General features: G+C 71.8%; 27 protein-coding genes. 11 read left to right on the plus strand and 16 right to left on the minus strand.

Going from position 1 to position 23,342, the window contains the following annotated elements:
- Both GKQ77_RS07310 and GKQ77_RS07315 read left to right on the plus strand, forming a co-directional pair.
- Positions 1 to 234, plus strand: a 234-nt coding sequence (locus tag GKQ77_RS07310; RefSeq protein WP_219687893.1) for a hypothetical protein, incomplete at its 5' end; no start/stop codon positions are given.
- Positions 235 to 335: 101 nt separating this feature from the next.
- Entirely contained in the window at positions 336 to 1,364 is a 1,029-nt protein-coding gene (locus tag GKQ77_RS07315) for a PHP domain-containing protein (RefSeq protein ID WP_219687894.1), read from the plus strand.
- Positions 1,365 to 1,418: 54 nt separating this feature from the next.
- Here the strand turns inward: GKQ77_RS07315 and GKQ77_RS07320 are convergent, their stop codons facing one another.
- From GKQ77_RS07320 to GKQ77_RS07330, 3 genes are read right to left on the minus strand one after another with little or no spacing between them, the layout of a single operon-like run.
- On the minus strand, positions 1,419 to 3,524 hold the full coding sequence (locus GKQ77_RS07320) for a xanthine dehydrogenase family protein molybdopterin-binding subunit (protein WP_219687895.1): 2,106 nt from the start codon (positions 3,522 to 3,524) through the stop codon (positions 1,419 to 1,421).
- A 37-nt stretch (positions 3,525 to 3,561) separates the two neighbouring features.
- On the minus strand, positions 3,562 to 4,557 hold the full coding sequence (locus tag GKQ77_RS07325; protein WP_219687896.1) for an FAD binding domain-containing protein: 996 nt from the start codon (positions 4,555 to 4,557) through the stop codon (positions 3,562 to 3,564).
- Positions 4,554 to 5,087 carry a 2Fe-2S iron-sulfur cluster-binding protein gene (locus GKQ77_RS07330; RefSeq protein ID WP_219687897.1) on the minus strand — a complete coding sequence of 178 codons (534 nt, stop codon included), beginning with the start codon at positions 5,085 to 5,087 and terminating at the stop codon, positions 4,554 to 4,556. Before GKQ77_RS07330 ends, GKQ77_RS07325 begins: the two co-directional genes overlap by 4 nt.
- Before the next feature lie 175 nt (positions 5,088 to 5,262).
- Here GKQ77_RS07330 and GKQ77_RS07335 point away from each other — a divergent pair, with 175 nt between their 5' ends.
- Both GKQ77_RS07335 and GKQ77_RS07340 read left to right on the plus strand, forming a co-directional pair.
- Positions 5,263 to 5,688, plus strand: a complete 426-nt coding sequence (locus GKQ77_RS07335; protein WP_219687916.1) for a pyridoxamine 5'-phosphate oxidase family protein — start codon at positions 5,263 to 5,265, stop codon at positions 5,686 to 5,688.
- Between the two features lie 29 nt (positions 5,689 to 5,717).
- A complete protein-coding gene (locus GKQ77_RS07340) occupies positions 5,718 to 6,197 on the plus strand; it encodes an HIT family protein (RefSeq protein WP_219687898.1) in 480 nt (159 codons plus the stop codon).
- Between the two features lie 40 nt (positions 6,198 to 6,237).
- On the opposite strand, the gene GKQ77_RS07345 is transcribed toward GKQ77_RS07340, so the two are convergent.
- The 4 genes from GKQ77_RS07345 to GKQ77_RS07360 all read right to left on the minus strand — a co-directional run bounded on the left by GKQ77_RS07345 (position 6,238) and on the right by GKQ77_RS07360 (position 9,708).
- Positions 6,238 to 6,513 carry a hypothetical protein gene (locus GKQ77_RS07345; protein ID WP_219687899.1) on the minus strand — a complete coding sequence of 92 codons (276 nt, stop codon included), beginning with the start codon at positions 6,511 to 6,513 and terminating at the stop codon, positions 6,238 to 6,240.
- 272 nt (positions 6,514 to 6,785) lie between these two features.
- Positions 6,786 to 8,366 (minus strand): alpha/beta hydrolase, encoded by a 1,581-nt coding sequence (locus GKQ77_RS07350; RefSeq protein ID WP_219687900.1) that lies wholly within the window; start codon positions 8,364 to 8,366, stop codon positions 6,786 to 6,788.
- A 100-nt stretch (positions 8,367 to 8,466) separates the two neighbouring features.
- A complete protein-coding gene (locus tag GKQ77_RS07355; protein ID WP_219687901.1) occupies positions 8,467 to 8,880 on the minus strand; it encodes an ATP-binding protein in 414 nt (137 codons plus the stop codon).
- Positions 8,881 to 9,015: 135 nt separating this feature from the next.
- A complete protein-coding gene (locus GKQ77_RS07360; RefSeq protein ID WP_219687902.1) occupies positions 9,016 to 9,708 on the minus strand; it encodes an RNase H family protein in 693 nt (230 codons plus the stop codon).
- 91 nt (positions 9,709 to 9,799) lie between these two features.
- Between GKQ77_RS07360 and GKQ77_RS07365 the strand changes: the two genes are divergently transcribed.
- Together GKQ77_RS07365 and GKQ77_RS07370 are read left to right on the plus strand one after the other, a co-directional pair.
- A complete protein-coding gene (locus tag GKQ77_RS07365) occupies positions 9,800 to 10,324 on the plus strand; it encodes a MarR family winged helix-turn-helix transcriptional regulator (RefSeq protein WP_308117575.1) in 525 nt (174 codons plus the stop codon).
- A complete protein-coding gene (locus tag GKQ77_RS07370) occupies positions 10,321 to 11,592 on the plus strand; it encodes an MFS transporter (RefSeq protein WP_219687903.1) in 1,272 nt (423 codons plus the stop codon). Before GKQ77_RS07365 ends, GKQ77_RS07370 begins: the two co-directional genes overlap by 4 nt.
- Positions 11,593 to 11,712: 120 nt before the next feature.
- Here the strand turns inward: GKQ77_RS07370 and GKQ77_RS07375 are convergent, their stop codons facing one another.
- Together GKQ77_RS07375 and GKQ77_RS33215 are read right to left on the minus strand one after the other, a co-directional pair.
- Positions 11,713 to 11,868, minus strand: a complete 156-nt coding sequence (locus GKQ77_RS07375; RefSeq protein ID WP_164551896.1) for a DUF6131 family protein — start codon at positions 11,866 to 11,868, stop codon at positions 11,713 to 11,715.
- 101 nt (positions 11,869 to 11,969) lie between these two features.
- Positions 11,970 to 12,098: an LPFR motif small protein gene (locus GKQ77_RS33215; protein WP_258020967.1), complete on the minus strand. Its 129-nt coding sequence runs from the start codon at positions 12,096 to 12,098 to the stop codon at positions 11,970 to 11,972.
- Between the two features lie 234 nt (positions 12,099 to 12,332).
- Here GKQ77_RS33215 and GKQ77_RS33830 point away from each other — a divergent pair, with 234 nt between their 5' ends.
- Positions 12,333 to 12,560, plus strand: a complete 228-nt coding sequence (locus GKQ77_RS33830; RefSeq protein ID WP_219687904.1) for a DUF5133 domain-containing protein — start codon at positions 12,333 to 12,335, stop codon at positions 12,558 to 12,560.
- Between the two features lie 211 nt (positions 12,561 to 12,771).
- Positions 12,772 to 14,985, plus strand: a complete 2,214-nt coding sequence (locus tag GKQ77_RS07385) for a catalase (protein ID WP_258020969.1) — start codon at positions 12,772 to 12,774, stop codon at positions 14,983 to 14,985.
- 114 nt (positions 14,986 to 15,099) lie between these two features.
- Here GKQ77_RS07385 and GKQ77_RS07390 read toward each other — a convergent pair whose 3' ends face one another.
- The 4 genes from GKQ77_RS07390 to GKQ77_RS07405 all read right to left on the minus strand — a co-directional run bounded on the left by GKQ77_RS07390 (position 15,100) and on the right by GKQ77_RS07405 (position 17,838).
- Positions 15,100 to 16,404: a hypothetical protein gene (locus tag GKQ77_RS07390; RefSeq protein ID WP_219687906.1), complete on the minus strand. Its 1,305-nt coding sequence runs from the start codon at positions 16,402 to 16,404 to the stop codon at positions 15,100 to 15,102.
- A 24-nt stretch (positions 16,405 to 16,428) separates the two neighbouring features.
- Positions 16,429 to 16,659 (minus strand): hypothetical protein, encoded by a 231-nt coding sequence (locus GKQ77_RS07395; RefSeq protein ID WP_219687907.1) that lies wholly within the window; start codon positions 16,657 to 16,659, stop codon positions 16,429 to 16,431.
- Between the two features lie 68 nt (positions 16,660 to 16,727).
- On the minus strand, positions 16,728 to 17,138 hold the full coding sequence (locus GKQ77_RS07400; RefSeq protein ID WP_219687908.1) for a DUF6463 family protein: 411 nt from the start codon (positions 17,136 to 17,138) through the stop codon (positions 16,728 to 16,730).
- Between the two features lie 82 nt (positions 17,139 to 17,220).
- Positions 17,221 to 17,838, minus strand: a complete 618-nt coding sequence (locus GKQ77_RS07405) for a TOPRIM nucleotidyl transferase/hydrolase domain-containing protein (protein ID WP_219687909.1) — start codon at positions 17,836 to 17,838, stop codon at positions 17,221 to 17,223.
- A gap of 104 nt (positions 17,839 to 17,942) precedes the next feature.
- Between GKQ77_RS07405 and GKQ77_RS07410 the strand changes: the two genes are divergently transcribed.
- Complete coding sequence (locus GKQ77_RS07410; protein ID WP_219687910.1) at positions 17,943 to 18,989, plus strand: RICIN domain-containing protein; 1,047 nt, start codon at positions 17,943 to 17,945, stop codon at positions 18,987 to 18,989.
- A 37-nt stretch (positions 18,990 to 19,026) separates the two neighbouring features.
- Here GKQ77_RS07410 and GKQ77_RS07415 read toward each other — a convergent pair whose 3' ends face one another.
- From GKQ77_RS07415 to GKQ77_RS07425, 3 genes are all read right to left on the minus strand, one after another.
- Positions 19,027 to 20,298 (minus strand): MFS transporter, encoded by a 1,272-nt coding sequence (locus tag GKQ77_RS07415; RefSeq protein WP_219687911.1) that lies wholly within the window; start codon positions 20,296 to 20,298, stop codon positions 19,027 to 19,029.
- Positions 20,295 to 20,834, minus strand: a complete 540-nt coding sequence (locus GKQ77_RS07420) for an ArsR/SmtB family transcription factor (RefSeq protein WP_219687912.1) — start codon at positions 20,832 to 20,834, stop codon at positions 20,295 to 20,297. The genes GKQ77_RS07415 and GKQ77_RS07420 overlap by 4 nt, the downstream gene beginning before the upstream one ends.
- A 169-nt stretch (positions 20,835 to 21,003) precedes the next feature.
- Positions 21,004 to 21,600 (minus strand): TetR/AcrR family transcriptional regulator, encoded by a 597-nt coding sequence (locus tag GKQ77_RS07425; RefSeq protein WP_219687913.1) that lies wholly within the window; start codon positions 21,598 to 21,600, stop codon positions 21,004 to 21,006.
- 145 nt (positions 21,601 to 21,745) lie between these two features.
- Between GKQ77_RS07425 and GKQ77_RS07430 the strand changes: the two genes are divergently transcribed.
- A complete protein-coding gene (locus GKQ77_RS07430; RefSeq protein ID WP_219687914.1) occupies positions 21,746 to 22,171 on the plus strand; it encodes a RidA family protein in 426 nt (141 codons plus the stop codon).
- Between the two features lie 59 nt (positions 22,172 to 22,230).
- Positions 22,231 to 23,340 (plus strand): alkene reductase, encoded by a 1,110-nt coding sequence (locus tag GKQ77_RS07435; RefSeq protein ID WP_219687915.1) that lies wholly within the window; start codon positions 22,231 to 22,233, stop codon positions 23,338 to 23,340.
- Positions 23,341 to 23,342 lie beyond the last annotated feature (2 nt).

Consider the following 23,342-nt stretch of genomic DNA (forward strand, 5'->3'; position numbering starts at 1 on the left):
GGGCAGGACGGCCCGCCCGTCCCCCGGGACATGCCCGACCAGCAGGCCTCGGACGAGAACGACGCCTGGGAGGCGGACGCCGAGGCGGCCGCCTCGGGCGACGCCCGCGACGGCGAGGTACCCGACACGGACGAGGCCGGCACCGGCCGGCGCGGCGACGCCGAATCCGACGCGCCCGGCCCCGGCCCGGACGAGCCGGAGGAGAACCCCGAACCGGACGAGCCCACCGCCTGAGGGCGCCCCGGGCCCCGCTCGCCGTGCCCCGCGCCCCGTCATGGGCGACGCTGGGGTGACACGTACACCGCCGGAGAAGCCACCGGCGGCCGGAGGTGTCGATGGAGCCCGTGGCGGCGCTGGAACGGATCGCCTTCCTGCTGGAGCGCGGCCGCGCCCCGACCTACCGCGTGCGGGCCTTTCGCACCGCGGCCGCGGTGATCGGGGCGCTGCCCCCGGGGGAGACCGAGCGGCGCGCCGCCGACGGCACCCTGGAGTCGCTCAAGGGAGTCGGACCCAAGACGGCGGGCGTGGTCCGCGAGGCGCTCGCCGGTGACGTGCCCGGGTATCTGGAACGCCTCGAAGGCGAGGCGGGGGACCCGCTCGCCGAAGGCGGCGCCGAACTGCGCGCGCTGCTGCGCGGCGACTGCCATCTGCACTCCGACTGGTCCGACGGCGGCAGCCCCATCGAGGAGATGGGCCGGGTCGCCATGGCGCTCGGCCACGAATGGGCGGTGCTCACCGACCACTCGCCGCGGCTGACCATCGCCCGCGGCCTGTCACCGGAACGGCTGCGCGAGCAGCTGGACGTGGTGGCGGGTCTCAACGCCGGCTGGGCGCCCTTCCGGCTGCTCACCGGCATCGAGTGCGACATCCTCGACGACGGCTCCCTCGACCAGGAGCCCGAACTGCTCGACCGCCTCGACCTGGTGGTCGTCTCCGTGCACTCCAAGCTCCGCATGGACGCCGCCGCCATGACGCGCCGCATGGTCGCCGCCGTCAGCGACCCCCGCGCGGACGTGCTCGGCCACTGCACCGGCCGGCTCGTCACCGGGCGCGGCAGGCCGGAATCCCAGTTCGACGCGGACGAGGTGTTCGCCGCGTGCGCCGCGGCGGGCACGGCCGTGGAGATCAACAGCCGCCCCGAACGGCTCGATCCGCCCCGCAGGCTGCTGCGGCGCGCGGTGGACGCCGGGGTCCTGTTCTCCGTGGACACCGACGCGCACGCCCCCGGCCAGCTCGACTGGCAGATCATCGGGTGCGCGCGGGCCGAGGAGTGCGGGGTGCCCGCCGAGCGTGTGGTGAACACCTGGACGGCCGAAGAACTGCTGGCCTGGACCCGCGAGAGCCGGGCCCGATCCGCCTCCTGAACCGGCCCGACCTGCCCCGACCTGGCCCGCGCGTCCCCGGAAGCCCGGATGCCGCTACATGCCGCGCGCGAGCCCCGCGAGCACCCGGTCCGGCGTGAGGGGCAGCTCGCGCAGCCGTACACCGGTCGCGTGGCGCAGCGCGTTGCCGATGGCGGCGGCCGTCCCGACGATGCCGATCTCCCCGATCCCCTTGCTGCCCATGGGGTTCAGATGGGGATCGTCCTCGTCGATCCAGTGCGCCTCGATCGCGGGCACGTCCGCGTGCGCCGGGACGTGATAGGCCGCGAGGTCACGCTCCGCGAAGTCACCGAAGGCCGCGTCCATCGTGCTGCTCTCCGTCAGCGCCATCCCGAGCCCCATCGTCATCGCGCCGATGAACTGCGAGCGTGCCGTGCGGGCGTTGAGGATGTGCCCGGCCGCGTAGACGCCCAGCAGGCGGCGCACGCGTACCTCGCCGGTCACCATGTCGACGCCGACCTCGGCGAAGTGCGCGCCGAAAGCGTGCCGCGCGTATTCGCTCTCCGCGTCCGCGGTGCCCGCCGTGTCGGCCGTGGCACCCACCCCCTCCGGCGGCAGCTGCTGCCCCTGCTGCTCGGAGAGCCGCTTGGCCAGCCGCGTGCAGGCCTCGTGGACCGCCCAGCCCCACGAGGCCGTCCCCGACGAACCGCCCGCGAGCGGCGCGTCCGGCAGGTCGCTGCTGCCGATGGCGACCCGCACCCGCTCCACCGGGACGCCGAGCGCGTCGGCGGCGACCTGCGCGAGCACGGTGCGGGCACCCGTGCCGATGTCGGTGGCGTTGACGCGTACCGCGTAACTGCCGTCCGGGTAGGCGTGCGCGCTCGCCCGGGACGGCGAGGCGAGCGCCGGATATGTCGCGGAGGCGACCCCGCTGCCCACGAGGACGGGCCCCTCGGCGCGCGAACGGGTCCGCGGATCGCGCTCGGACCAGCCGAAAAGCCGGGCGCCCTCGCGCAGGCACTCGGCGAGATGCCGGCTGCTGAAGGGCTTGGAGCTGTCGGGCTCCTTCGCGGTGTCGTTGCGCAACCGCAGCTCGACGGGGTCGATGTCGAGGTGCACGGCCAGTTCGTCCATCGCCGACTCCAGCGCGTACATGCCCGGCGCCTCGCCCGGCGCCCGCATCCACGAAGGCGTCGGCACGTCGAGCGGCACGACCCGGTGCGTGGTGCGGCCGTGCGGCGAGCCGTACATGACGCGCGTGGCGGCGGCCGCGGTCTCCACGAACTCCTTGACACGAGAGGTCTGCGACGTCACCTCATGGATGACGGAGATCAACGTGCCGTCCTTCTCCGCGCCCAGCCGCACCCGCTGGACGGTCGGCGAGCGGTGGCCCACCACGGCCGCCAACTCCCGCCGCGGCAGGGAGAGTTTCACCGGCCGCCCGGTCACGCGCGCGGCGATGGAGGCGAGCACCACGTGCGGCCGGGGCGTGCCCTTGCAGCCGAAGCCGCCGCCGACGTGTTCGGAGATGACCGTGATCCGCTCCTTGGGCAGCGCGAACATGCCCGCAAGGACCTCGCGGACCGTGGTGGCGCCCTGGCTGGAGTCATAGACGGTCAGCCGCCCGTCGTGCCAGCGTGCGGTCGCCGCGTGCGGCTCCATGGGGTGGTTGTGCAGCGGCGGCACGCGGTAGACGGCGTCGACGCGGACCGGCGCGGAGTCGAAGGCGCCGTCGGCGTCACCGCGTACGTGCTCGCCCGACGTGCCGTCGGTGTCCTCGGGCACGTACGCGTCCGCGTGGTCCGCGCGCAGCGTGACGTCATGGGGCTCCACGACATAGTCGACGCGGACGGCGGCGGCGCCCTCGCGGGCCGCCTCCAGCGTCTCGGCGACGACGAGAGCCACGTACCAGCCGCGGTGCGGCACCCGGGCGTCCTGCAGCACGGCGAGGGTCGCGTCGTCCTGCTCGACGAGGCGCGGCGCGTTCAGATGGCTCAGGACGTCGATGACCCCGGGCAGGGCGAGAGCCGCCGAGTCGTCGATGGCGGTGATCTCGCCGCGCGCCACCGTCGCCGGGACCGGCCAGGCGTAGGCGCACCCGGCGGGCGTGTGCTCGGCGGCGTAACGGGCGGCCCCGGTCACCTTGTCGGGGCCCTCCCTGCGCTCGTTCGGCGCCCCGAGAGCGTTGCTGGTGTGCTGCATGGGGATTCTCCCTGGAGGGCGAAGAGGCGGTGCCGAGTCAGGAGCCCGTGGGTGAGGCGGCAAGGCGCCCCAGCACGTCACAGGCGAGATTGCGGGCCAGCGGCACCTTGAACGAGTTGTCCCGCAGCGGCTCGGCCTCGGCGAGTTCCGCGTCGACGGCCCGCCGGAACGCCTCGCCGCTCGGCGGGCCGCCCAGCAGCTCCCGCTCGGCACGCAGGGCACGCCAGGGCCGGTGCGCGAGGCCGCCGAAGGCGATCCGTACCTCGCGTACGACGGACTCCTCGACGCTCAGGACCACGGCCACGGAGGCGAGCGCGAAGGCGTACGAGGCGCGGTCGCGGGCCTTGCGGTAGGCGCAGGGCAGCCCCGCCGTCGCGGACGGGAGCAGGACGCCGGTGATCAGCTCGCCGTGCGTGATCTCGGTGTCCACGTCGGGGCGCTCGCCCGGCAGCCGGTGGAACTCGGCAGCGGGCACGCTCCGCCGGCCCCGCGCTCCGTACAGCTCGACCTGCGCGTCGAGTGCGGCGAGCGCGACCGCCATGTCGGAGGGGTGCGTGGCGATGCACTGCCGCGAGTGGCCGAGGACCGCGTGGTCGCGGTGGATGCTGTCGCGCGCGCCGCAGCCGGTGCCGGGCGCCCGCTTGTTGCACGGCATGCCCAGGTCCTGGAAGTAGGGGCAGCGGGTGCGCTGGAGCAGATTGCCGCCGGTCGTGGCCATGTTGCGCAGCTGGCCCGACGCGCCCGAGAGCAGGGCCTGGGAGAGCACCGGATAGCGCTCGCGCACCAGCGGATGCGCGGCGAGGTCGCTGTTGCGCACCGTCGCCCCGACGCGCACGGACCCGTCGCGCAGCTCCTCGACCGAGTCCAGCGGCAGCGCGCTGATGTCGATCAGCGTCCGGGGGCTCTCCACGCCGAGCTTCATCAGGTCGACGAGGTTGGTGCCGCCGCCCAGGTAGCGCGAGGTCGGCCGGCCCGCGTGTGCCGCGGTGGCCTCCTCGACGCTGTGGGCGCGTACGTATCTGAAGGACTTCACCGGATCACGTCCTCCACGGCCTCGACGATGTGCGGATAGGCGCCGCAGCGGCACAGATTGCCGCTCAGCCGCTCGCGGATCTCTTCCCTCGTCAGCTCCGCGGGCGAGCCGATGACCGTGCCCGGCGCCGTGACGTGCGAGGGGTGGCCCGCCTCGGCCTCCGCGAGGGCGCCGACGGCCGAGCAGAGCTGGCCCGGGGTGCAGTAGCCGCACTGGAAGGCGTCGCGCTCCAGGAAGGCCCGCTGCACGGGGTGCGTCCCCTCGCCGTCGGCGGAGCGCAGCCCTTCGACGGTGGTGATGTCGGCCCCCTCGTGGGCGACGGCGAGCAGCAGACAGCTGTTCGCGCGGCGCCCGTCGACGAGGACGGTGCAGGCACCGCACTGACCGTGGTCGCAGCCCTTCTTGGCGCCGGTCAGACCCAGCTGCTCACGCAGCACGTCGAGCAGCGTCGAGCGGTGGTCGACGGTGGGACGGCAGGGCTCGCCGTTCACCGTCAGGGGCACTTCCGAGTGGAACACTTCGGTTCCCATGCAACTCTGCTCCCTCGTCCGACGTGATCCGTGCGGAGACCGCGTGTCCAGCCTGAGCCAGGTCACACGTTCCGGCATGCCGGGGGGAGCCGGACGCGGCAACCCGCCCCGGGGACCAGCGCCACAGGAGACCATGACAGCAGCCATGCACCTCGTACCGCAGAAGGAGACTCGTATGCCTCTCGGCGTCGAAGAGCGCGAACAGTTCCTGGCCGAGCCCCACATCGGGGCGCTCGCCGTGGCCGAGACCGGGGGACGGGCCCCGCTCACGCTCCCCATCTGGTACCAGTACACGCCGGGCGGCGAGCTGTGGGTGATGACCGGCCGCGACTCCAAGAAGGGGCGCCTGATCGCCGCCGCGGGACGCTTCTCCCTGATGATCGACCGCCTGGAGCCGACCGTCCGCTACGTCTCCGTCGAGGGCCCCGTGGTCCGCACCGAGGACGCCACGATCGAGCAGCTCCGGGAGATCTCCGCCCGCTACCTCCCGGCCGACAAGGTGGAGGAGTACGTCGACTTCGCCTCCAAGGAACACGGCGAGCAGGCCGTGTACTACCTGCGCCCCGAGCACTGGTACTCCTCGGACCTCGGCGCATTCTGAGGTCCAGCGGGCCGCGTACGTTCGTGGCCATGACCGATGACTGGAAGAGGGACCGGATAGGCAGCGCGCTGAAGGGTGAGAATCCCTCGGTGCTGCGGCGGCTGACGGCGGGGTTCGCGGTGATCGGGGACGTGCAGTTCCTGCCGGGGTACTCGGTGCTCCTGACCGACGACCCCGCCGTGCGGCGCCTGTCCGACCTGCCCAAGGAGAAACGGCTCGGCTTTCTGTCCGACATGGACCGGCTGGGGGAGGCGGTCGAGCGGGCCTGCCGCCGCGCGGACCCCGCGTTCCGGCGCGTGAACCTGGAGATCCTCGGCAACACCGACGGATTCCTGCACGCGCATGTCTGGCCGCGCTACGAGTGGGAGCCCGCGGATCTGGTCGGCATGCCGGTGTGGCTCTATCCGCGCGAGCGGTGGAGCGACAGCCGGTTCGCGCTCGGCCCGCGCCACGACGAGCTGCGGGAGGCGATCGGCCGGGAACTCGACCGGCTGGGCTCGCCGGAGTGACGGCGTGGGCCCGCCGACCGGAGGCCGGCGGGCCCGGCGGTCAGCGGCCGCCCAGCTCTCCGTTGGTCGGCAGCATGCCGCGCTGCGCGAGCTCCAACGTCGTCTTGGCGGTGGTCAGACCGGTCTTGGTGCCCTCGATGAGGTGCTTGCTGGTGGTGCCCGGGTCCCGCAGCGTGTCGCCGATGGCCCTGCCCGTGGTGTTCTTCTTCACCGGCCCGTCGTGCACGGCGGTCGCGGCGGCCTCGGCCGCGCCCCCCATGGCGAGGGCGGCTGCGGCGAGGGTCAGGACGGCGAGGGCTCGCTTCTGATTGCTCATGACCTTTCAAACGGCCGCACGCGGGCGAGGATGCGTCCGCCCCGGCGATCCAGCGCACGATTCCACCATCGGAGTTAACGGCGTCCGACCGGCCCCGCCAAGGAGCGGTTCTCGAAATCGGCCGGCGGCAGGTGTGAGCGCCCCGGCGACGGGCAGGCGAGGAGTGCAGGGGTGACAACCTGATCGGCGTCGCTGAATGGTCAGTGGGCGGCGCCACCTGTGAGCTGAGCGGCCGCGCCTTCGTGGGACAGGGACGCGGCCGCTCACGCGTCTCACTCCCCGCGGCAGACCACGTCTCGCGCCGGCAGCTCGCCGGTGTCCAAGTAGGCGTTCACCCGCTTGTCCACGCAGGCGTTCCCGTAATCGGCGTAGACGCCGTGCTGGTTGGCGCCGGGCACCGTGAGCAGCCGGGACCGCGACCACTTCTCCCGCACCTGCCGTGCCCCGGCGTAGGTGGTACGCGTGTCACCGGTGGCGTTGACCAGCAGCGCAGGTACGTCGTTGTCGACCACGGTCGGCGCCTCGGCGGGCCGGTCCCAGAACTCGCACGCCGAGATGTTGCGTGTCAGGGGACTGGCGAACGGTGCCGTCTTCCGGCCCACCTGGATGTCACGCCAGTAACTCTGGGTCCCGCGTCGGGTCGCTACATCCCCGCAGAGGATCGCCGACTGCGCACTGCCCTGGTGCGACCCCGCTTCGGTGGTCAGGCTCTCCAGCATCTTCGCCAGCCAGGGCCCCGGCTCCACGCGCTCCCGGTCGGCGGCGCGCGCGAGCGTGCGGGTCACGGAGGCCAGCTGATCCCGTTCCCTGTCGAGATCGCTGCCCAGGCCGGCGAAGTAGACGACCGGCACGAAATGCTCGTCGACCCGGAACTTCCCGACCCGCAACGGCTTGTCGGCCGCGGCCTCCTGGACGCGTTCCACGGTGGCCCGCACGGCGCCGGGGGTGCTGCCGAGGCCGTAGGTCTCGTCACGGGCGGCCACCCAGGCCGCCCAGTCGTCGAGCGCGCGCTCGTTGGCCGCGGTGGCGTCCTCCAGGAGCGTCTGGCTGTACCGGGCGGGGTCGATGACCCCGTCCAGGACCATGCGATCCGTACGGCCGGGGAACAGCTCGGTGTAGACCGCGCCGAGATAGCTGCCGTACGAGTAACCGAAGTAGGAGATCCGCTTCGCCCCGAGCACGCCCCTGATGACGTCCATGTCACGGGCGGTGTTGCGGGTGGTGACATACGGCAGGACGTCACCGTTCGTGCGCCGGCACCGCTCGGCCAGGTCGCGCTGACGGGCGACCGACCGCTGGAAACCGGCCCGGTCGCGGCCGGCCGAGAAGACCGTCGAACCGACGTCCCAGCCGCAGTCCAGCGGCGTGGAGCGCCCCACGAACCGCGGGTCCATGCCGATCAGGTCGTACTTGCGGGCCACTTTGTCCATGGCCTTGCCGAAGAGGAGTGGCATATCGAGGCTCGGGCCTCCGGGGCCGCCGTTGTTGAGCAGGAGGGGCCCGACGCGGCGTGCGGAGTCCGTGGCGCGCAACCGGGAGAGGGCGACGGTGAGGGTCCTGCCACCCGGGTCGGAGTAGTCGAGGGGGACGGTGACGTCGGCGCACTGGGCGCCCGCGGCGTCGAGTTGCCGTCCGGTGGTGTCGTCGGGGCCGAGCGTGCACTTGTGCCAGTCGGGCGTCTGGTCGTAGTAGCGGGCGAGTGATGTGGGCTTTCCGGTCGGAGAGAGCGGCTCGGCCGGTGTCGAGGCCGTGGCGGGCAAGGCTCCGGCCCCCACGGCCAGCACCGCGGCGGCGGCGACGGTGACCCGTATGGTCGCGGTGGCGGTGACCCGTAAACGTGTGTTCGTCCTCATGCACCGCACGCTAGGCGCCGGCCACGCCCCGGCTCACTGCGGTGAGCCCCCCGATCTTCCCTGGGGCCAACCCCACCCCTGAGGGCCGCCCCGCGAGGAGTTACCTCGCCAGCTCCGCGCGGATCGTCTTGCCGGTCGCGCCGAGCGTCACGCTCACGGCGTCGGCCAGGTTCCGTACCATCGGCCAGCCGAACCCGCCGGTGCCGCCCGCGAGATCGGGCGTGCGCTCCTGAGGCGCTCGCGGATCCGCGTCCGAGACCGTGACCGTGATGGCATCGGCCCGTGCCTGCAGCCGAAGTGAGCACAGGGCACCACGCGCATGACGTACGACGTTGGTGATCAGCTCGGAGACGACCAGCTCGACACTGGCGGCGGCCTGGTCGCCGACGGCCGGGCTCAGCCCGGCGAGAAAACCACGCGTGAGGTCACGCGCGTCGGTGACCGCTTGGGGCTCCTTCTCGAAAACGGCTGTCCCAGGCGGCCCGTCATCGAGCCCTACGTGCTGCGTACGCATGAGGCTCACCTCCTTCGGTCCTCCTATGGAATGGCTGTACGAGGGGAACCCCTGCCCGCAAAACGGGGGGTTTAATGCCCTCCGCGTGGCCGGGAAACGTCGGTTGCCGAACCGTTGCAGAGGGCGCCATCGGTGTCAGACACCGGCGTCCCGGCACTCCACGTGCCCCCAGCCGTGCGCGTTCTTCGCGATCTTCTCCCCGGCGGCGTACGGCTTCTGGCAGTGGCAGCGGCCCGGGAACTTGGCCTTGATGACGGCGCCGGAGGCGCCCTTCCGCGCACGGGCGGCGGCCTTCTTGGGCGCGCGGCTCGCGGGGGAGGCGCTCACGCGGTCGGCACGCGGCTCGGGGATCTCCCGCGCACCGTGGGCGGTCCCCGCGGGCTGCTGGCTGGTCGCCACGTCACTGGCCGCGACATCGGCGATCGCGTTGAGGTGATCACCGTCGACGCGGTGGGCGGCCACGTGCCGGAACGTCACCGCGCGGCCCCGCAGCAGCGCGTCGATGCGTACGACAAGCTCCTTGTTGGCGACCGGCTTCTTCGCCGCGGTCAGCCAGCCGTTGCGCTTCCAGGAGGCGATCCACTTGGTGACCGCGTTCATCGCGTACTGGCTGTCCATCCGCACCTCGAGCGGCACCGCCGGGTCCGTGGCCGCCAGCAGCTCGGCCAGCGCGGTCAGTTCGGCCACGTTGTTCGTCGAGTGACCGAGCGGGCCGGCCTCCCAGCGCTGCGGGCGCTCCTCGGCGTCGGCGACCACCCAGGCCCAGGCGGCGGGCCCGGGGTTCTTCTTGGCCGCTCCGTCGCAGGCGGCAATGATCAGGTCAGACATTCCTCGATGATTTCATCCGGCCGACTCGGGCTTCCGGCGGGCCAGGAGCGGGGGAGGGGAGCCCTTATGTGAGCGCTGTTATATTAGCGCTGTGACAAATGCTGACCGCACGGAGCTGCCCGACTCGACCGCACCGGCCGACCCCACGGCCCGCCCTGATCCCTGGCAGTCGCTGCACGAGCTGCTGGCCGCCCTGGACGCCGAGATCGAGGACGTCTACGTCTCGCGGGGCATCGAGGGGGTCCGGCCGCGGTTCGCCTATCCGCTGATCCGGCTCGCCCACACCGGCCCGCTCACCATCCGCGAACTCGCGCACTCCCTGAACCGCTCGCACTCCGCGATCAGCCAGACGATCGCCGCCATGCGCAAGGAGGGCCTGGTCACCTCGGAGCCGGGGCCCGACGCCCGTACGCGCAGAATCGATCTGACCGAGCGCGGCCGGGCCCTTGTGCCGTTCCTGGAGGCCGAGTGGCGCGCCACCCATGCCGCCGTCGCCGAGCTGGACGCGGAGGTCCCGTACGCGCTCACCGCCGTCGTCGAGGAGCTGCGGCGGGCGCTGGACCGCCGCTCGATGCGGCAGCGGATCCTCCACCACCTCGTCGAACCCCCGCGGTGAGCGCCCGCGTCCGGTTCCTCGACACGCGCCCGCTCCGTGAGAGCCGGGCCTTCCGTGACCTGTGGATAGGCTCCGCGGCTTCCCAACTCGGCGGGCAGGCGGCCACCGTGGCGGTACTGGCCCAGGTCTGGGAGCTGACCGGCAGCCCGGTGGGCACCGGCGCCATCGGGCTCGCCACCGGCGTACCGATGGTGGTGTGCGGGCTGCTCGGCGGCGCGTTGGCCGACTCCGTCGACCGCCGCGCGGTGGTGCGGGCCACCACCGCGGGGCAACTGCTGGCTGCCCTGGGGCTGTGCGGCCAGGCCCTGGCGGGCAACCACAGCGTGGTGCTGCTGCTCGCGCTGGTGGCCACAGGGGCTGCCTTCAGCGCGCTCGGCGCCCCTGCCAGGCGCACCCTGCCGGTCCGGCTGCTGCCGTCCGGCCAGGTCGCGGCGGGCCTGGCGCTGACCAGCGTCTCCTTCCAGGCGGCGATGCTGGCCGGGCCCGCGATGGCCGGCCTGCTCATCGCCCGCTGGGGGTTCCCCGCCGCGTACGCCGCTCAGGCCGCGGCCGCCGCGCTCTCGATGCTCGCGGTGATCCGCCTCCCGGCCATGCGGCCCGAGGGCACCGAGGCGGCGAAGGGCGGGGGTCCGGTGGAGTGGGGCCGGCGTCGGGCTCAGCGTGGCGGATGGCGGGTCGTGCTGCGGCGCCCGACGCTGTGGGGCTCGCTGGCCACCGACCTGTCCGCGACGCTGCTCGCCATGCCGATCGCGCTCTTCCCGCTGGTCAACGAGGTCCGCTTCGGCGGCGATCCGCGGACGCTCGGCCTGTTCCTCTCGGCGGTCGCGGTCGGCGGCATCACGGCGGGCCTGGTCTCCGGCACGGTGACGCGCCGACGCCGAGGCGGCCTGGTGCAGCTGGTCGCGGCCGGCACGTGGGGTGTGGCGCTGGCCGGGTTCGGCCTGACGGGACAGCTGTGGGCGGCGCTCGCCTGCCTGGCCGTGGCCGGAGCCGCCGACACCGTGGCGGTGATCACCCGCGGCGCCCTGATCCAGCTGGAGACGCCGGACGCCTACCGGGGCCGGGTCTCCTCGGTGGAACACGTCATCGGCGTCGCGGGCCCCGAACTCGGCAACTTCCGAGGCGGCCTGCTGGCGTCGGCCACGTCGGCCTCGTTCGCGCTGGTCTTGGGGGGCCTCTCCGCCGCCCTGGTGATCGCGGCGGTGGCGGCGGCCAACGCCCCTCTGCGCAGCTATCGCATACGGCCCGCAGGCCTACCCACACGATGAAGGAGGCGGGCACCGAAGTGCTCGCCTCCTGGGGGAGTTCGTGGACGAGTGCCTGGAACCGGCCCGCGCCGGCCTCGACGCGGGCCCGGCTCACCGACAGCGGTCACCGAGCTCTTGCTGTCACCAATAGTGACGTCGGCCGCCGACGGCGTGGCCCACGGAGCCGAGAACCCACAGAGCCGCACCGATGACGACCAGTATGACGCCGATGGTCCACAGGATGGAGATACCGGCCACCAGGCCGATAACGAGCAGGATGATTCCGAGTGCGATCATTGGATCCTCCGACCCTCTGAATTATTTTCAAGTATGCGCCCTATGTGTGCTGGGCGACAGCCGTGCGGCCGGACCCTCCCCGGCCGGGCGCGGCGACCAGGTCAGTGGCGACCGTGAGCGGTGTCGGAAGCCCCGCCGAAGAGCCGCGCCACCGCGCGGAACGGGAGTGTGACGACCGTGGCGATGGCCCCGCCGATGGAGCGGAGAACGTCTGCAATGGCCTTCAGCATGTGTGGGCCTCCAGGGAATCTTGTCGTGCGAGCGGCAATTGCCGTGTGCTGTTCTGCGTGCTGCTGACTACCGGTTGCCCTAAGAGTGACGTTGAAAACACCGGGATATTCCGGCGGCGCCCATTTCGAAGTCCTGTGATTACCGATCGTCCGACGGGGCACAAGGGGACAGCCAAAACGGCGTTTTCCCGCACCAGAACAGCGATTCCTCGCCCCGGACGGAAGGATCACGACGTGCTCAGGCCCCACCCCTCGTTCCTGCACGCTCTGCTCGAGAACCACGCGACGCTCACCGCGCTCCAGGCCAAGGAGGACTCCGCCGAGGTCCGCCGGCAGCTCGACGACGTCACGTACACCCTGTGCGTCTCCACCGGGACGCGGACCCTCGAGGCGGGGCTCGCCTCGGCCAGGGCCCAGCTGGCGGGAGTGGCCTCCCAGGAGGAATCCGGCCTGGCAGCCTGATCGGCCGCACTCCTCCGTTTCGCCCCGTGGCCCTCGGGCACACGGGGCGGCAGGCCCAGGAGGCCGCTGCACACGTGGTCCTGGCGCCCGGCCTCCCCGTCCCACCACCCGGAGCAACGCAGAAGCACCGCTGGACGGCGTAGGCCCTGTTTGGGCCCGCCTCTGCGAGGCCATGGCTGTGACACCCCCCTCCCTCACCACTGGAGCACCCATGAGCGAGAAGCGGAACGACATTCCCGGCGCACCGGCCCCGCAGCCCCCGTCGGTCGCCGAGCCCACCGAGCCGCACGAGCCCCTGCCCCCGAAGCCGGACCAGGAGGCCCCGGAGGCCGTCTCCCCGACGGGCAAGCCCACCGGGGCCCCCGCTTCCGCGCGCGCCCAGAGCGGCGCCTATCTGACCACGGCGCAGGGCGCCCGCCTCTACGAGACCGACCACTCGCTCAAGGCCGGCGCCCGTGGGCCGGTGCTGCTCCAGGACCACCACCTGCGCGAGAAGATCACGCATTTCGACCATGAACGCATTCCCGAGCGGGTCGTGCACGCGCGTGGAGCGGCGGCGCACGGCATCTTCAAGGGATACGGAACGGCGGCCAAGGTGACCAAGGCGGCATTTCTCGCCAAGGACACCGAAACCCCCGTCTTCGTGCGTTTCTCCACGGTGCTCGGCTCCCGCGGTTCGTCGGACACGGTCCGCGACACCCGGGGATTCGCGACGAAGTTCTACACGGAGGAAGGCACCTTCGACCTCGTCGGCAACAACATCCCGGTCTTCTTCATCCAGGACGCCATCAAGTTCCCCGACATCATCCACGCGGGAAAGCCGCACCCCGACCGGGAGATCCCGCAGGCCCAGAGCGCACACGACACCTTCTGGGACTTCGTCACCCTCCACACGGAGGCGGCCCACCACACCCTGTGGAACATGTCGGACCGCGGAATCCCGCGCTCCTACCGCATGATGGAGGGCTTCGGAGTCCACACCTTCCGGCTCGTCAACGCCAAGGGCGACACCACCCTCGTCAAGTTCCACTGGAAGCCGAAACTCGGCGTGCACTCCCTGACCTGGGAGGAAGCGCAGATTACCAACGGCATGGACCCCGACTTCCACCGTCGCGACCTGGCCGACGCCATCGAGGCGGGCGCCTTCCCGCAGTGGGAGCTCGGCATCCAGGTCTTCCCGGACAACGCCGAGCAGACCTTCGAGGGCATCGACCTGCTGGACCCGACCAACATTGTCCCCGAGGAGCTTGCGCCCGTGCAGCCCATCGGGCTGCTCACCCTGAACGCCAACCCGACCAACTACTTCGCCGAGACCGAGCAGGTCGCCTTCCACCCCGGCCACCTCGTCCCCGGCATCGACATCACCGACGACCCACTGCTCACCGGCCGCCTCTTCTCGTACCTGGACACGCAGATCAGCCGGCTCGGCGGCCCCAACTTCGCCCAGCTGCCGATCAACCGCACCCACGCGCCGGTCAACGACATGCTGCGCGACGGAATGCACCAGACCGCCGTCCACTCCGGGACGGCTCCCTACCGGCCCAACTCGCTGGACGGCGGCTGCCCGTTCCTGGCCGGGGCGGACAACGGCGCGTACATCGAGGTCCCCGTCGACGTACCGGCCGCGAGGAAGGTCCGCGAGGCCCCGGAGTCCTTCTCCGACCACTTCAGCCAGCCGCGGCTGTTCTGGCTCTCGATGACGCCGGTCGAGCAGGAGCACATCATCGCGGCCTACACCTTCGAGCTGAGCAAGTGCTACGAACAGGCCATCAAGGAACGGGCCCTTCAGGTCCTGGCCAACATCGATCCGCAGCTGTGCGGACAGGTCGCCGACGGCCTCGGTCTTCCCGCGCCGGAGCCGACCGTCAAGCTGGCGGACGTCGCACCGAGCCCCGCGCTCTCCCAGGTCGGAAAGGTCTGGCCGGTGGAGGGCCGGATCGTGGGCATCGTCGCCGGCCCCGAGGCCGACCTCGACGGCGTCCGCGCGGCACGTGAGGCGCTGCTCGGCGCGGGCATGGTCCCCCTCGTCATCGCCCCCACCGGCGGCGCGCTGGGCTCCGGCAAGGACCCGATCGCCGTGCAGCGTACGTTCGCCAACGCGCGGTCGGTCGAGTTCGACGCGCTGCTGCTCGCGGGCGCCCCGGCGCCGGGCGCGGACGCCTACGGCGCCAGGGACGCCAAGGCGGGCGAGCCGAGCGCGGGCGCGGTCGCCGACCCGCGGATCGTGCTGATGCTGGCGGAGGCGTTCCGCCACGGCAAGGCGATCGGCGGCTGGGCGGGCGCCGAGTCGGCACTGGAAGCGGCCGGCGTCACGACCACGGCACCGGGCGTGGCCCTTGTGGACACGGGCGCGGACGCCGTGGAGCAGGTCGCCCGGCTCCTGGGCGAACACCGCGTGTGGGCCCGCTTCCCGGCCGCGCTCTGACCGACGCCTACGTCTGACCGACCCTTACGTCTGACCGACGTCTTACGCAGGACCCCCAGGCCCGCCGGGCCTGGGCGTCCCGCGATCAGGGGGCCTGCGCGTCCCACCGTGAGGTCAGGGCGTGTTGACGGAGAAGACGACCCGCCTGCCCGCCGTGGAGTTGATGCGTTCGTTGATGCCCCACAGCCGGTCCGTCGACCAGGAGTAGCCGAGGTTCTGGGTGTATACGGGGGCGGCGGTCATGACGTGCGGCGCGGTGTTGGCCTGTGCCTTGTGGATACAGGAGTACGGATCCTCCGCCGTACCGCCGCCCGCGCCCGTCGGGCAGGTCCCGGCCATGTACCAGTTCGTGCCGTCGGTGGCAGCGCCCTGCATGGACCAGACCGGGGAGGAGTACGCGGCGGACGCATGACCCTGGGGGAGCTTGGTCGTGGCGTCGAGCGGCCAGCGCACGACGCGGCCGCCCGCCGCGTCCTTCTTGTACTCGGCCGAGACGAGGGCGTCCTGGCCGCCGGTGCGGTCCAGGCTCAGGGAGTTGAGGCAGGGGGTGGTGCCGGCGGTGACCGTGCAGGCGGCGCTGCCGGTCGTGGTCCGGTACATCGCGACCATGGGGACGGCGTAGTTGTGCCAGATGCCCGAAGAGGTGGTGCCGGTGATGCCCACCTCCTTGTCCTGCTTGTTCAGCTTCCATATGTGCCGCAGGTCATAGACCTGGAGGTAGCGGCCGTTGGCGACGAAGGCGCGGTCGCCGTACCAGACGACACCGTCGACGTGATTGCCCGGAACCACTTGGAAGTCGCCGGTGCCGTCCGCCTTCACGGAAGGCTGGACGAGAAGCAGGTTGTGGTAGTTGGGCGTCCCGCTCTTGGTGCTCACCAGTGAGAGCCGGGCGTACTCGTCACCGCGCCGCTTGGCCGGGTCGGGGTTGCCCATGTCCGTCCCGTGGTGCCAGGTCGCGGCGTAGGCGGGGATGCCCTTCCACTGTCCGTCGGCGGCGGGCCCGCTGTCGCTGTAGGGCAGGGAAAGGCCTTGGGGCGTCCAGCCGCCCTCCGTCGCGTTCCAGTTGCTGGACCGGTCGTCCGCCGCCTTCCAGCAGTAGCCGCTGGGCTTGAGGCTCGCGGACAGGCCGGTGTCGTGGCAGAGGCCCGCGATACCGGTGTTGCCGCCCGTGTTGAGCACCGTGCTGACGTCGACGTTCTTGACGGCGCCGGTCCTCTCCACGGCTGCGACAGCGGCGTCGGTGCCTTGCGCGCCGCCGGGGGCGACGACTTGGTTGAGCCTGAACTGCGAGACGGTGCCGGGGTCCACCGACCCGAACGGCATTGCCGCGGCTGCCGGTTCCGCGCTCGTGAGCGTCGCGGCCACGGCGGCCGCCACTGCCCCGGCCGCGGTCAGTGTTCTTCTCCATGTATGGGTCACGCAATGACGATAAGGCCACCGGGCTCACCGACTGCGCGCACGCCGTTCCCGCCGGCGCTGCCCCGCCGCCTGGGCCTTGCCGTTCAGCCGCTCCCGTCCCCAGGAGAGCAACAGAGCCACCGGGGCGAGCGCCAATCCGAGGAGCAGAGCGAGAGTCCAGTCCATGCCGTCGCGCCGATAGCGCAGGAGCAGCACGCAGATCGCGTACATCAACGCCACGGTCAGTACGGTCTTCAGCGGCTTCGGCAGGTTCATGAAGACTCAAGTACCCGCGTTGCGGCTGGATATGAGGAAGGACACCACCGGGGTGGCGGCGCTCCGGTTCAGGGGGCCCCGGCATCCGTACCGGCATCGCAGCGAGGGCGGGCGGCGCGCCGGGCCCCGGCCAGCAGCAGGACGGCCGCGAGCAGCAGCACCGGCCAGGGCGTGAACGCGAGGACCACGGCGTCGACCACGGTCCACAGCGCCAGCGTCCAGGCGATGAACGACGGCGGCGTGATCCCGCGGCGATCCAGCCACAGCACGGTCAGGCCGACCATGACGAGGGGCACGCCGAAGCTGCCCAGGCTCAGCCAGTACGCGCTGTTGGCCGCGCTCATCGCGGAGAGGTCCTCTTCCCACAGCGCCCCGCTGAACCAGTCGCCCGCGTGGCTCGCGGCTTTCTCCACCGTCAGGGCGCCGAGCGTGTGCAGGGCACCGAACAACACGATCAGCCAGCCGGCCCACTTGATCATCTGAGCTCCCCCCTCGCGGTAGGTGAGAGTAGGGCCGCTGTGCGGCTCCGTACAACCAGCTGGGTGTTCCCCGTGGTGCCGGTCACAGGCTCGCGAGGAGATCGTCGAGCGGGGGCGGGACCTGGTCGGGGGAGAGGGCCTCGACGAGGAGGCGGCCGTAGCGGATCTTGCGGCCCTTCTTCGTGCCGAGGAAGCGCCGCAACTGCTGCTGCCTGGGCCGACCGTGGTGTGCGGGCTGGCGCAGGAACGTCTGCCAGGCACGCAGGTCGCCTTCGGCCCGGATGATCTCCTCGACCCCCGCCGTGTCCAGCGCACGGATGAGTTCGTCCTCCAGGTCCGCCTCGCATACGAAGAAGCCCTGCCGGGGCGCCCTCGCCCGCTCCAGACCGCGCTCATAGAAGCGCTGTTCGCCCTTGTCGCACAGCCCCGCGAGGCGCAGCCCGAGACCGGGCGGTCCGAGGAGGCCCGCGTAACGGCCGATGCTCATCGCCCCGCCCATCGGTATGACGCACACCCCCTCGCGGGCGAGGTCCCGGCCGCGCCGGGCGGCGAGCGTCTCGACGGCCGCGTGGTCACTGGGCCCTTCGAGCAGCACGGCCGTCCGCACCGCCAGCTCCCCGGCGAGAGCGCGGGCCGGGCGGCCGGGACTGCCGTTCGCCCACTCTCCGACCGCGTTCCGGAACGCCCGCATCTCCGCCATGGGGTGAGTGTGCCCCCAGGCGTCAGTGATACGTCAGAGCCCCCGGAAACCATGGCGTCTCTGGTGCCGTAGCCGGTACCGACCGTCCGGGAAGGAAGTCCACCATGAACGAGCCTTCCAACGCGCCCCTCCACGCGTCCTTGCAAGCGCCCTCGAAAGAGCGAGGCGCGTCGGCTGTCGCGAGACGTGCCGCGCTGCTGGCCTTCCTGATGCTGGTGTGCGGCGCGCTGGCCTGGGGGCCGGCGACCTCGTCGTACGCGTACGCCGCCGGGACCGCGGCGCCCGCGTCCGCCGGACAGATCGTGAACATCGTCAGCGCGCCCAGCGGACTGTGTGTGGAGGTCCCGGCCTCGGAGATCGGCCAACCGGTGCGCCAGGGCCGCTGCTTCGGCAAACCAGGGGCGCGGTGGTATCTCCAGTCCTCCGGCGCGGCGACCGACGCGGTCAACATCGTCAGCGCCGGCAGCGGCGCCTGCGTGGAGGTGGCGGACTCCAGCCCGGACAACGGCGCCGCCATCCGCCTCGCGGCCTGCGACAGCCGCCCCGCCGTGAGCTTCCGGATCGTGCCGGTCGGTGACGGTGTCGGATTCCAGACCATGACGTCGACGACGCCCAAGTGCCTGGAGGTCACGGAGTCCTCCACCGCGGACGGGGCGGCGCTGCGGCAGTGGGACTGCAAGCAGCAGGCCGGCGCGATGTTCTTCCAGCAGCAGCCGCCCCGGCAGTGGGAGACCACGCTCGTCAACGGCAACAGCGGCAAATGCCTCGGCATCCTCAACCAGAGCGCTCTGGACGGTGCCAGGGCGATCCAGCGCACCTGCGACGGCGCCACCGACCAGCGCTGGCGGATCGTGGAACTGGGCGAGGGCAAGGTGGCCGTGGTCAACGGCAACAGCGGCAAGTGCCTGGCCATCAGCAACGGCAGCCTGGACAACGGCGCCCACGCCAATCAGTTCTCGTGCGACGGCTACAAATTCCACACCTGGACGATGAGCCCGGTGGCGGAGGGAACCCACACGCTGGCCAACCTGAGGAGCGGCAAGTACCTGGGCATCCGTGACCGGAGCACGGACGAAGCGGCCCAGGCGGAACAGTGGGACCGCACGCCCCACACGGACCAGCTGTGGCGGATGAGCCCGATGGGTGCGTGAGCCGGACGCAAGGTGACGGGCCGCGCCCGCTGAAGCGCTACCCCTTCTTCACCAGCTCGGGGTGACCTTGACCGCCGTCCGGGGCGGCGGCACGCAGCGCCGCCTCCACCCGGCGGTTGCTGGTCATGGTCGCCGTGACGACGGTCATGGTGAGGAGAAGACCGGCGGCGGCGTAGAGCGGAGTGCGTACGTCGTAGGCGGTGGCAAGCCAGCCGCCGAGGAAGGCACCGAACGGGGCGGCGCACATGGCGAGCATGCGAGAAGTGGAGGCGACCCGGCCCATCATATGGGCGGGGACGATCGCCTGCCGGAGGGAGGGGCCGAGCACCATCGTGGCGCCCATGCCCGCTCCGCAGACGGCGAGCGCGAGCCCGGCGATGTACGGATTCGGGGCGCAGGCAAGACCCAGGATGGCGAGCCCCTCGACGGCGGCCGTGCAGGTGAGCGCGGCCCCGGTGCCGAGTCTTCGGCCGATGAAGGAGGCGACGCCCGCGCCGAGCAGACCGCCGGTTGCCTCCGCCGTGAGGAGCAGACCGAAGCCGAAGGTGTCGATGCCGAGACGGTCGTGGGCGAAGAGCGCGAGGACGGTCTCCACGGCGAGGAAGGCGATGTTCCCGACCGCCGGACGCAGCGCGAGCCCGAGCAGCAACTGATTCCGGAATACGTACGAGGCTCCGGCGCGCGCCTGCCGCAGCAGCGACTCGCGGGCCTGCGGCACGGGCCGGGGCACGGCGGGCAACGACCGTACGAGCAGTGCGGAGACCGCGAAGGAGACCGCGTCGGCGACCAGCGGTACCGCCCGCCCGAGCGCGAGCAGGGCGCTGCCCGCAGGCGGTCCCGCGAAGCCGGACGCGGCGGTCTGGGTGCCGCGCAGACGGGAGTTGGCGCGCTCCAGCAGTACGGGGTCGCGGCCGAGCAGATCCGGCAGATAGGCCGTGGCGGCCGTGTCGAAAAAGAGTCCGCCGAGGCCGAGCAGGAAGGCGAGGGCCGCGAGCAGCGGAATGCTCAGCACGTCGAGCACGGCCGCCGCCGCGGGTATCGCGAGCAGCGCCGCACGTGCCGCGTCCGCGACCCACATCGTGCGCCTGCGGTCCCAGCGGTCCACCAGCGCACCGCCCAGCACCCCGAACAGGAGCCATGGCAGCGTCCCGGCCGCCGTGACGACGGCGAGCGCCATCGGGTCCTGCGTCAACATCAACGCGAGCAGCGGCAGCGCGGCATGCGACACCCCGTCACCGAGCGAGGACACCGTCTGCGCGGTCCACAGCCGACCGAACCCGGACGGCAACTTGCTTGAAACTGACGTCACTTGGCGTCACCCCCGGCCCGCCCGCGCGGCGCCGGCCGGAACAGCGCGAAGGCGAGTGACGCGTCCGGAAGCGACGGATCGGACAGCTCCCGGAACTCGTCCGCCAGAGCCTCCAGCCGCGCCCCCAGCTCCGCGAACTGCTCCTCGGTGAGGCGCAGATGGGCCATCCGTACGTGCCGCTCGCTCTCCGCCGGCGCCGCTTCCAGGTCCGCCACCGCATGCCGCATCAGCATGTCCGGCCCGCCTTCGCCCGGGTCCGGCAGTGCGATCGTCCGCGCGGCCATCGCGTAGTACCGCTCGGTGACACCGCGCACCTTCCGCGTCCGCACCACTTTCACCAGGCCGGCCCGCTCGAGGAGCCGCACGTGGTAGCTGGAACTCCCCTTCGCGAGACCCACTCGCTCGGCGATCTGCGTGATCGTCGCGGGCTCGAAGCGGAGCACGGCCATGATCCGGTGGCGCGTGAGATTGGAGACGGCGCGCAGTTGTTCGTCAGTGGTGACGTGAAACGTCTCTGGAAGATCATCGGTAGGCATGCGCTCAATGGTCAACGACTCTTGACCATTGAGCAACCGATTTAGGGATCCGGATCCTGGAGCCGCACCGGCCCCCTGACAGCACTTCGCCCCGCCGGGTAGCGGCGGGGCGAAGTGCTGTCAGGGGTTGGCCGACGGCATCCTCAACACGGGGCCGGGCACCGGTCGTTCACCCCGCCTCCGGCCGGGGCTTCAGGCCGAGCAGGACGTCCTGGACGAGTTCGGCGCTGCGTCTGACCGCGTCGTCGCCGAAGCCCAGGAAGTGCCGGTAGTGGATCGGCGCGTAGAAGAGGTCGACCATCACGTCGGTGGGTACGTCTGAGCGGAGCTGTCCGGCGGCGACGGCGGCAGCCAGGCGGGCCCGGCACTCCGCGATGCTGGGCTCGAGGATCGTTTCGCGGAACGCCTTCATCAGCGCGGGGTCGTTCTGGGCCTCGCCCATGACGCCCTTGAAGGCCTCGCTGATCCTGCCGGTGATCAGCCGCTGGCTCACCGCGGTGATCTGGGTGGTGAGGTCGGCGGCGATGTCGCCGGTGTCGGGGAAGGCGAAGTCGTCGCCGAGTTCCTCGTTCATCGCCTCCAGCACCACCGCGCCTTTCGAGCGCCACCAGCGGTAGATCGTGGGCTTGCCCACGCCGGCCTGGGCTGCGATGGCCTCGATGGTCACCTTCGCGAAGCCCTTGCGGCTCACCAGGTCGAATGCCGCGTCGAGGATCGCCCGGCGGGCGCGCTCGCTGCGCCGGTCACTGTTCGGGTCGGGGGTCATGGGCGGCACTCTACCGCTCGCGTGACGTTACGTTTCGTTTTGACAGAGCGCCTGTGAATGCTCTAGCTTCCTCGGCGTTACGGAACGTTTCGTAACGCCGCCGTGCGGGGCCCGGTGCCGGGCCCTGCCGAGACAGGGGAGAGGCATGTCCAGCAACGAGAGCGGGGCCGCCGTGGGGCGCGTCGAGAAGATCGCAACCACGCCGGACTGGTACGCGCCGTACCGGATATCGCAGGCAGTGCGGGCCGGGGGATTCGTGTACGTGTCCGGGCAGGCGGGTTTCGAGGAGGACGGGACGACCGTCGAGGGCGGGTTCCTGGCGCAGGGACGCCAGGCCTTCCGGAACGTCGGACGGGTGCTGGAGGCGGCCGGCCTCACCTTCGCGGACGTGATCAAGGTCGGCATCTTCGTACGGGACATGGCGGCGAACCTCCCGCACGTGATCACGCTGCGCGGCGAGTTCCTTGCCGAGCCCTACCCCGCCGACACCCTCGTCGAGGTCGTCTCGCTGGCTCAGCCCGACTGGCAGATCGAGGTCGAGGTCATCGCGCTGGACAGGAGCGCGGCATGAGCGCCGGGGTCGTGACGGGACGGACGGGGGACGCGGAAATGTTGGAAGAGGGTGTAGGAATGCGGGAGTTGCTGGAGCCGTACCGGGCGGGGCGGCTGGAGCTGGCGAACCGGCTGGCGATGGCCCCGATGACGCGAGGCCGGGCGGACGACGTCACCGGGGTGCCGAGCCCGCACGCGGCGACGTACTACCGGCAGCGCGCCGGAGCCGGACTGCTGATCACGGAGGGCGTGTACGTCAACGCGCTCGCCAAGGGCGGCCCCGGCATCCCGGGCCTGGTGACCGACGCGCAGACGCGCGGCTGGCGGGAGGTGACGGAGGCGGTGCACGCCGAGGGCGGCACGGTCTTCGCCCAGCTGTGGCACGTGGGCCGGATGACCCACCCTTCGACGCTGCCGGACGGCGAGCTGCCGGTGGCGCCGTCGGCCGTCGCCGTCGAGGGGGAGCAGATCTTCACCCGGGACGGGCTGCTCGACCACGTGACGCCGCGTGAGCTGACGATGAGTGAAATCGCTGCGACGGTACGGGACTTCGCGTCCGCGGCCCGCCGCGCCATCGACGCGGGCTTCGACGGCGTGGAGATCCACGGCGCGAACGGCTACCTCATCCAGCAGTTCATCGGCGACAACACCAATCTGCGCACGGACGAGTACGGCGGCTCGGTCACCGGCCGTCTGCGGTTCGCGAGGGAGGTTGTCGAGGCGGTCGTCGCCGAGGTCGGCGCGGACCGGGTGGGCCTGCGTATCTCGCCGGACAATCCCGTGAACCAGCTCGCCGAGACGGACGCCCCCACCACCTACCGTGCGCTGGTAGAGGCACTGGACCCGCTGGGCCTGGCCTACTTGCACGTGCTGGAGAACGGCGCGTACGGGGCCATCGCGGACCTGCGCCCGCGCTGGTCGGGAACGCTCATCGCCAACACGAACGCCCCGGAGCCGAGCAGCCCGGAGGCGGGGGCGCGCCTGATACGGGACGGCCACGCGGACGTGGTCGCGCTCGGCCGCCTGTTCATGACCAACCCGGACCTGCCCGCCCGCCTCGCCAACGGCACGCCGCTCGCGGGGCCGCCGACGGAGAACGTGTACGGGGGAGGGGCGGAGGGCTACATCGACTACCCCACCGCGACGGACGCCCCTGGCACCCCCAAGTCCCCGGCGGCGGCTGCCTAGGC

Source organism: Streptomyces anatolicus (assembly GCF_019400875.1).
Classification (GTDB): Bacteria; Actinomycetota; Actinomycetes; order Streptomycetales; family Streptomycetaceae; genus Streptomyces; species Streptomyces anatolicus.

Bases quoted from the DNA above. Each gene is read 5' to 3' on its own strand.
- GKQ77_RS07315 (WP_219687894.1), top strand. From the start codon at position 336: ATGGAGCCCGTGGCGGCGCTGGAACGGATCGCCTTCCTGCTGGAGCGC.
- GKQ77_RS07320 (WP_219687895.1), bottom strand. From the start codon at position 3,524: ATGCAGCACACCAGCAACGCTCTCGGGGCGCCGAACGAGCGCAGGGAG.
- GKQ77_RS07330 (WP_219687897.1), bottom strand. From the start codon at position 5,087: ATGGGAACCGAAGTGTTCCACTCGGAAGTGCCCCTGACGGTGAACGGC.
- GKQ77_RS07335 (WP_219687916.1), top strand. From the start codon at position 5,263: ATGCCTCTCGGCGTCGAAGAGCGCGAACAGTTCCTGGCCGAGCCCCAC.
- GKQ77_RS07340 (WP_219687898.1), top strand. From the start codon at position 5,718: ATGACCGATGACTGGAAGAGGGACCGGATAGGCAGCGCGCTGAAGGGT.
- GKQ77_RS07345 (WP_219687899.1), bottom strand. From the start codon at position 6,513: ATGAGCAATCAGAAGCGAGCCCTCGCCGTCCTGACCCTCGCCGCAGCC.
- GKQ77_RS07350 (WP_219687900.1), bottom strand. From the start codon at position 8,366: ATGAGGACGAACACACGTTTACGGGTCACCGCCACCGCGACCATACGG.
- GKQ77_RS07355 (WP_219687901.1), bottom strand. From the start codon at position 8,880: ATGCGTACGCAGCACGTAGGGCTCGATGACGGGCCGCCTGGGACAGCC.
- GKQ77_RS07360 (WP_219687902.1), bottom strand. From the start codon at position 9,708: ATGTCTGACCTGATCATTGCCGCCTGCGACGGAGCGGCCAAGAAGAAC.
- GKQ77_RS07375 (WP_164551896.1), bottom strand. From the start codon at position 11,868: ATGATCGCACTCGGAATCATCCTGCTCGTTATCGGCCTGGTGGCCGGT.
- GKQ77_RS33215 (WP_258020967.1), bottom strand. From the start codon at position 12,098: ATGCTGAAGGCCATTGCAGACGTTCTCCGCTCCATCGGCGGGGCCATC.
- GKQ77_RS07385 (WP_258020969.1), top strand. From the start codon at position 12,772: ATGAGCGAGAAGCGGAACGACATTCCCGGCGCACCGGCCCCGCAGCCC.
- GKQ77_RS07395 (WP_219687907.1), bottom strand. From the start codon at position 16,659: ATGAACCTGCCGAAGCCGCTGAAGACCGTACTGACCGTGGCGTTGATG.
- GKQ77_RS07400 (WP_219687908.1), bottom strand. From the start codon at position 17,138: ATGATCAAGTGGGCCGGCTGGCTGATCGTGTTGTTCGGTGCCCTGCAC.
- GKQ77_RS07405 (WP_219687909.1), bottom strand. From the start codon at position 17,838: ATGGCGGAGATGCGGGCGTTCCGGAACGCGGTCGGAGAGTGGGCGAAC.
- GKQ77_RS07410 (WP_219687910.1), top strand. From the start codon at position 17,943: ATGAACGAGCCTTCCAACGCGCCCCTCCACGCGTCCTTGCAAGCGCCC.
- GKQ77_RS07420 (WP_219687912.1), bottom strand. From the start codon at position 20,834: ATGCCTACCGATGATCTTCCAGAGACGTTTCACGTCACCACTGACGAA.
- GKQ77_RS07425 (WP_219687913.1), bottom strand. From the start codon at position 21,600: ATGACCCCCGACCCGAACAGTGACCGGCGCAGCGAGCGCGCCCGCCGG.
- GKQ77_RS07430 (WP_219687914.1), top strand. From the start codon at position 21,746: ATGTCCAGCAACGAGAGCGGGGCCGCCGTGGGGCGCGTCGAGAAGATC.
- GKQ77_RS07435 (WP_219687915.1), top strand. From the start codon at position 22,231: ATGCGGGAGTTGCTGGAGCCGTACCGGGCGGGGCGGCTGGAGCTGGCG.